The 7010-nt window shown below is 59.8% G+C and carries 6 protein-coding genes and 2 pseudogenes; 1 reads left to right on the top strand and 7 read right to left on the bottom strand.

Annotated elements, in window-relative coordinates; translation table 11 throughout:
- From ABNX41_RS21290 to ABNX41_RS21270, 5 genes and pseudogenes are all read right to left on the bottom strand, one after another.
- Positions 1 to 376: pseudogene (locus tag ABNX41_RS21290) on the bottom strand (IS5 family transposase); the annotation flags it as partial.
- Between the two features lie 46 nt (positions 377 to 422).
- Positions 423 to 782 carry a hypothetical protein gene (locus tag ABNX41_RS21285; protein WP_438671695.1) on the bottom strand — a complete coding sequence of 120 codons (360 nt, stop codon included), beginning with the start codon at positions 780 to 782 and terminating at the stop codon, positions 423 to 425.
- Between the two features lie 42 nt (positions 783 to 824).
- Entirely contained in the window at positions 825 to 1922 is a 1098-nt protein-coding gene (locus ABNX41_RS21280) for a putative sugar O-methyltransferase (RefSeq protein WP_438671694.1), read from the bottom strand.
- A 757-nt stretch (positions 1923 to 2679) separates the two neighbouring features.
- Positions 2680 to 3648, bottom strand: coding sequence for a hypothetical protein (locus ABNX41_RS21275; protein WP_438671693.1), 969 nt, complete (start codon positions 3646 to 3648; stop codon positions 2680 to 2682).
- 1 nt (position 3649) lies between these two features.
- Positions 3650 to 4273, bottom strand: coding sequence for a hypothetical protein (locus ABNX41_RS21270; RefSeq protein ID WP_438671692.1), 624 nt, complete (start codon positions 4271 to 4273; stop codon positions 3650 to 3652).
- Between the two features lie 70 nt (positions 4274 to 4343).
- On the opposite strand from ABNX41_RS21270, the gene ABNX41_RS21265 reads away from it, so the two are divergent.
- On the top strand, positions 4344 to 5414 hold the full coding sequence (locus ABNX41_RS21265) for a hypothetical protein (protein WP_438671691.1): 1071 nt from the start codon (positions 4344 to 4346) through the stop codon (positions 5412 to 5414).
- A 40-nt stretch (positions 5415 to 5454) separates the two neighbouring features.
- Here the strand turns inward: ABNX41_RS21265 and ABNX41_RS21260 are convergent, their stop codons facing one another.
- Together ABNX41_RS21260 and ABNX41_RS21255 are read right to left on the bottom strand one after the other, a co-directional pair.
- On the bottom strand, positions 5455 to 6075 hold the full coding sequence (locus tag ABNX41_RS21260) for a hypothetical protein (protein ID WP_438671690.1): 621 nt from the start codon (positions 6073 to 6075) through the stop codon (positions 5455 to 5457).
- Between the two features lie 248 nt (positions 6076 to 6323).
- A pseudogene (locus ABNX41_RS21255) lies at positions 6324 to 7010 on the bottom strand (Mu transposase domain-containing protein); the annotation flags it as partial.

The raw sequence follows: 7010 nt of genomic DNA, 5'->3' as shown, positions 1-7010 counted from the left end.
GTGTTCATCCCGCCCTTCGTGCGCCCGATCAGCCTGCCGCGCCCCCCTTTTTTACCCGCAGGCTTGAAGCCGTGCGATGGGCTTTCAGGTAAGTCGCATCGATCATGATGGTCTTCTCGTCAGCCGCCTCGGCGGCCAGGCCGATCATGATGCGAGTGAACACGCCCATCCGGCTCCAGCGCTTCCACCGGTTGTAGAGGGTCTTTGGCGGGCCGTATTCCCGGGGAGCGTCACACCACCGCAAGCCATTGCGATTGATGAAGATTATGCCGCTCAGAACGCGACGATCATCGACGCGCGGCTTGCCATGGCTCTTGGAAAAGAAAGGCTCAAGCCGCGCCATCTGCGCGTCTGTAAGCCAGAATAGATTGCTCATCAGAAGGGTCTCCTAGCACCTCCTGAATCATGCTAAAGATCCACAATCAATAGGTCCTGACCCTAGGCCGAATTCTAAGTCCAAATCCATTTGTGGCGTTTACTGCAAGAATAGAGCACTTGTCTATGAATACTGTTTGCCTCAAGTTGCTCTGTTTTCCTGAAGAATCCGTGGCCATAGCAATGTCGATTGCTCCTTGTCCAAGTCCACCAGCGAATGCTGTTATTCCTCCCTCCCAGTCAATCGACTTACTGGTCAAAACATTCACGGTTGTAGTGATGCGGTAGACAGATTCAGGTGGATTCCTAACGGCAAGGCCACTTGATAAGGCTGCAGCTATGGCTGCGCTATCATTTCCAGTATTATTGCCATTCGCGTCATAATTTTCAAAACTTACTGTTACCATAACCAACCCGTTCTTTTGACAGTTTTTGATTGTTTTGCCCGATCAGAAAAGAATGACGTGGGTCACGTAGCCAGATCTCTCCCAGAAACAACTACGTCGCGAAGCATGCAATCCAAACTCTGTCAAGCGCGCAATATTCCAATTCTGCTCCACATGACCAAGCATTTTGCTAGCGGCTTCTTGATTAACTGACAGGAGGTCCGATTTTGTTTTAGATATTAATCGAAAGTACCTGAACAGAGACTCCTTGGACATCTCAACGAAACCATCGAAGTTCAGGAATAATGCCCCATTTAACGACCGCAGGGCACGAGTGGAGAATGCGCTGATTATGTTGACATGACCGGGGTCAGTTTTCAATTCATCCGGCCAAAGAGAACACTTAACACCATTTGACGTAAGAAATGCGTATTGCACAAACCCCACCGCTGGAAGATCTACAATCGTGTAACAAACATCTTTTCCACGGGCAATATTGTATGCGATCCGGCCTATGCCTCCACCAATCTCTACTATTGCATCATATTTCTTTTCATATGTCGCCAGAAGATCCCTATACTCTCTCAGATACCCCAGGCTAATAGCTTGCCGATGACTTAGCAGTCCGCTGGCCGTGTCTAGACCAATTGCTCCGCTCACTGTACGAGGCAACGGCGCAGAGAGCTTAAGTGCAGCTAAAACAGCCGAAAGAACAGTATCGGTCTGATCTTCAGAGAGATAAGGATAGTTTTCATTCTGCTCGGGATTGTAGGCCCTAATTACCCCGAGCGCCATGCCGCACCTTAGTAAGGTTGCATATATAACTTTAGCATGATACTCTTGCTGAGAAACACTCGAAGAGATTATGTCTGTGTGTCTCTTGTGTTGATCAAAGCCTTCCATGGTAGAGTTGCCATGAATATTGTTAAGGATACTGTGTATCCTTTCGGCATCACGTTCCAGAATAGCGCTTGTGAGGGGCCTCTGTCCGCCATCGGTATGCCACTTCCATTCAGTGTCATCCCCAAGTGTGCCGAATACCCTATCCTCCTTTATTGATGTTAGCGCGAGCTCGCACTGCGAAAGTGTAATCATTTCTCGAGGGCTCTCCGAGATAAGCAGTTTCGGGCGAGCTTTAATATGGGGTGGGGGATTCAGCATACGGTAGTCTCTTTGGATTTTCTTGTATAAACGGCATGCGATAGGATCGAAGTTCCGCTTGCTCAATCCGCAACTCTAGCAAACATATCTGCTCTGCATTCTACTAGGTTCTCAAAATCAGACAACCATGTGAATCTGTATGCTGCTCGTGGGGCCTTGTTGCCCATTGGTCCAGCCGATCTGCACTCGACGCTCGCTCGCCGAAATTGATGGCGCGGTGTGAATGCCTCCCTCCACAAAACTGATGACACGCCCCCGAAGCGCCATAGGATGTGGCTTGCCGATCGCGACCCCCCGTATCTGCTCCGCAAACAGTGAAGCACAGATCAAATCTCACGAGAATCCTGTATCGGAAAGCGCGTCCAGCTCACGGTCTGCAAGCCCTGGCCCGGCCGGGCCGGGGTGGAAAGCGACTTAGAAGATCCGGCGTGGCGAGGACGCCGCCTGCGCATCGAGGTCCGTGCGCCTAGTCTTCCCAGGATGCAGAGACCGGAGCCCGCTGGCGCCGGTCACACCAGCCCAATAGCCGGTGCGGGGGATCGACGCGGGCCAAAGGCCCGCGCTCACCCCCGACCCGACGCCATTTCCAATCCCTTGCTGGGGCTAAAATATGAAAGATCCTTGCCGTGGAGGCGGAGGCGTATAGTGGAAAAGAAATTGTATCCAGCGTTGGCGCAATGGTGCGGTGCGGATCGGAGAGGAAGGTGGATCCGGTGAAGTTGCGACCACCTGGGGGCGTCCGCCCTACATGCTGCGTTCAGCGCCAGGGGCGGCGCTTTCTCCACGAGCGCCGCGTCTTGCGCGGGGAGTTGCCGCTTTGGCGAGGTCTGCCCGGCGCGGTATCCTGCCCGAGCGCGGCCCGTTTGCCGGTCAGCCAGGCGAAGCTGCTGCTCAAAAGCTGGATCTGCCCGGCCGCTGACGACAGAAGGAAGAGCCCGGCAATGAGCAAGGGGCTTGTCAAGGCACGGTCCACCCAGTTCGGGCGGATCAGATTGGGCGCGCGGCCGCCGAAATAGCTGACCTCCAGCGCGGATCGACCTGGGGCCGAGACACCGACGAAATGAAGGCCGCGCTGGTCGGGATCTTCGGGGAGCGTTACATGGCCATAAGTCAGGGCAAGCGCGCCGTCTTCCAGGATACGCGCGCTCTCGCCACTGCGCAGCAGGCCCGATTTCACCGTTTCGGTCTGGGCGCTCAGAAGCGGGCGTTCGCGCGCCTCATAGCTGCCCGAGAGCAAGAGGCCGCTCTCGCCGGACTGGGCGCTGCGCCCCAGCACCAGATGCCCGACAAAACTCAGCGCGCCGAGTTCCGCCAGTTGGGCACGGTCGAGGAAGACGAGGCTGCCATCGGGCAGCCCGGCCAGTCCGGTGATCCGCATCGAGAGGCCGCGCGCGCCGCGATCGGTTATGGTGATCGTTGCGTCGTCATTCCAGGCCAGGGCGACCGGCTCCAGGCTCTCGACAAAGCGGCGGGTGTCGCAGGTGCCGCTGCCGGGAGCCGCCCGCAGGTCGATACGCTCCAATGGGCGGCACAGCACGGCTTCGCCCAGATCCCAATGGTTCGCGCCGCCGTCAAAGGTGATTTCGGCGCCAAGCGTATTGGCCTCGATCAGGAAACTGCGCGTCGAGCGGAACGGGTCGGCCAGCAGGAGAGCCAGCAAAGCGATGGTCAGAACTGGTAGCATCAGCCCGGCAACGGGCAGGATCCGGTTGGTCAGCTGCTCCATCTCAGCCGGTCGGACCGCGCAGGGTCAGGGCGATTTCGCGCCCCATCTCGCCGCCCCGGAAGGGGATCACGACCACGTCCAGCTTTGGCTGTTCAAGCGCCCCCGCAGGCATCGGGCAGATCGTGTCAAAGGCGATCCGCCCCGTTGCCGGGGCCGACAGACAGGTGACTTCGGGCCAGTCGGGATGGTTGGTGAACAGCAAAAAGGTCTCATCGGCGCGCGAGGTGTTGAGCATCAGAAGCGGCTCGGTGCCGCCGCGCCACCAGACCAGGGCGATTTCCGATCCGGTCCCGGCGCAATCGCCACGCCAGAGGGCGGCCGTGACCTCGCCGGGGGGCAGGTCGATCAGGCGGGAGGGGTTTGGGCTGGGATAAGGCAGCGGGATCGCGCCGCCTTGCCAATCCTCGCTGACACGGTAGCTGTTGCGCGATTCATAGCGGCCATCGGCGCTGGTCACCCGCAGGCAAAGGTCGGTGCCGCGCCAGTCGCCCGGGATCATCGCGCTGACACCCAGATCTGCCTCGCCGAGGAACGGAGCGCTGGCGGCGGCAAAGCCGACCACGACCGCGCCGGAAATCTCGGCTGCCGGCCGCCAGACCTCGTCGAAAGGTTGAGAGGTCAGCACGACTGGGCTAACCTCCTCGGCAAGCGCCGCGAATGGCAGCAAAATGAGAAACGGGAGAGCCCTCGCCAGCATGCGCATACTCCGATTTGGCCTGACGATTGTGATAGTAGCGGCCGCAGCCGTCAATGGAACCCGTATTGCGGCGCAGACTGTGCGGATCGAAAGCGCGGGCGAGACCGGGCATGGCTTCACCATCCGCCATGCTGGCCTGTGCTGGGTGATCCTGCCGCGCCATGTCGCTGGCGACAGCCGCCGGGTGACCGTCTTTTCCGGTGCGCCGGTGGTCCATTCCGCTGCAATGATCGAAACCCCGTTCTGGGACGGGATGGACCTCGCCATCGGCCAGTTGCGCGGTGCGGTCGAGGACCGCTGCACCGCCGATCTGGCCCTCATCTCCGGTGCGGTCCGGGCTGAAACCGGCGGCGAGGTGCAACTGCAAAGGCTGCGCAGCTCGGGCGAGGTCGAGCGTATCCCGATGCAGATCACCCGCACCGATTACTTGACGCTGGAGGCGGTGGTGGCAAAGCCCGGCGATGAGCTTTTCAAGGGCACCAGCGGCGCCTTTCTCTTCGAGGGCGACCGCCCGATCGGCATGATCATTGAGGCCATGACCCCGACCGAGGGTCGCTTCATCCGGATCGAGGAGATCGGCCAGAATATCTCGCGCCGCATCTCGCGCCAGGCGGCGCCCATCGCGGCTGGCGGCGGGGGCGCGTTGCCTGTGCCGGAGCAGTCCGATAACAGGGCCAGCCTGGCGTTCGAGGCGGTCTCGGCGATCCTGCCGCCGCTTACCCCGGACCAAGGCGAGGCCAATTTGACGGGGCCGGGCGTCTACGCTTTCCACCTGACCCGCCCGAACCGCATCGCCTTCCGGGTTCGGGGCGATGCGGCGGCGGTGCTGTCCCGTGTCCGCATCGAGGCCGCGAGGGAGGAAGACCTCGCCACCCCCCGCGACATCACCGTCGAGGTCGCCGCAGACGGGGCGGGCCAGCGCGCGCGGCCCTTCGCCATGGGGGTGATGGGCCCGGATGGGGTGCTGGAACTGACCGGAGCCCCCACCAGCGCCCGCTGGGTCTATGTCACCATCCGCAGCGCCTGGGACGAGGCCCCGGTCGGGCTGGATGCGGTGAGCTTCCACTGATGGAACAGATCTGAACCTTGGGGGTGGCTCCGCCAGGCGGTCAGTTGGACAGCGGGATGCGAATCGGCAGCGGCGCGGCGACATCCGGAACGGTGACAAGCCCCGCGATCTCGCCCTGATCATTGACCCGCAGGATATTCCACTTGTCCCAGATAAAGAGGCTGATGCCGTCATCCGAGATGCGAAACAGGCAGTAGTTTATGTCTAATTGGTAGCAGGACCGCGCTTTGTTGTATTCACCGACCTTCATGCTGATAAATCCCAGCTTCCGATCATTTACCGTGCCATTATAGTAACGCATAAATATCTCGGTGAAACGGTCGGGATCGGAGGCGGCGCTGCCGTCTACATAAATGTTCAGGACTGGCCCCGCCTTGATGAACGCTTCGACAGCCGTGCGCTGCACGGTTGGATTGGGGCTGTAAAGCCCGGCATTCAAGGCGATCCGCATCAGCTCGGCATCGCCAGATGCCAGCATGATCTGCATCGCCGCCAGTGCGCGTGCCGGATCGGGATCGGCCAGCAGTGCCTGATACTCGTTGCCTGTGGCCACCTTTTTGTCCACCTGGGCCAGGATGTCCTGTGCCGAGAGGCTTTGCGCCTGCACGCCAAGCGGTGCTGCGGCAACAAGTGCGAGCGCGGCAAGCAAAGATCGGATCATCACAACGTCCTCGTTCAAAAAGCGGATTTACCGATGCATTTGAAGCAGGTGGCGACTGCGCTGTCCAGAACTGATCTCAAGCGGGCCAGGACTGGCTGTCTTCCGTGCTGCGGGGGGAGAGGATGCGGATGCGCAGACCGTCACCCAACAAGCCACCCGCTGTTGGATGGTGCTTTCTTGGTAGTCCTGCTCCATCGCGACCCGGCATATTTGGAGACCGCCAGAGAAGCGACTGGGGCATTGGCCAGCATCCGCTCAGCATAGGCCCTGATCTCGACCTGCCGCCCGACAGCCGTTGCCGCAACCGAGTATTTGTTGTTGTCGAAGCGCACGAGGCAGGTCTTCGACATACGAGACCTTGTTCGCCATTGGTTCGAGAACAATGGTCGAGTGCGCAGGCAACGAATGGAATTCGTCGAAGCGCCCGGCATAGGGAACAAGGTGTGGGCGCTCTTCCTGGAAGACCTGCCAGACGGTTTTGTCCGTCAGCTCGGGATGCTTGCTGGTTCTGGCCGAGGCGATGCACTCGTCCAGCAGCCAGGCATTCAGTTCCTCGTAGCTTTTGACCCGGACGCGGGGCGAGAAGAACCGCTGGCGGACAGTGCCGACCTGGCTCTCCACCTGGCCTTTCTCCCAACCCGCAGCAGGGGTGCAGGCAACAGGTTCTACCAGATAATGGCTGGCCATCTGCAGGAACCGGCGATTGTAGAGACGCTCTTTGCCGGTGAAGATGGTCTCCACCGCCGTCTTCATGTTGTCGTAGACCCCACGGGTGCATGTGCCCTTGAAGAAGGCAAAAGCCCTGTCGTGGGCATCGAACATCGAAGCCATCGCGGCGCCATCGGTTCGAGCCCGATGGCTGAGGCTCCTGCGTCTCGCGCGGATAGGCCCGCACAAAGAACATCCGGCTGTGACACAGGCGAACATGGGCCACT

It is taken from the genome of Pseudogemmobacter sonorensis (assembly GCF_042762395.1).
Taxonomy (GTDB): domain Bacteria; phylum Pseudomonadota; class Alphaproteobacteria; order Rhodobacterales; family Rhodobacteraceae; genus Pseudogemmobacter; species Pseudogemmobacter sonorensis.
Note: the sequence above shows the minus strand (reverse complement) of the source record. Positions and strands in the feature narration are given on the sequence as shown.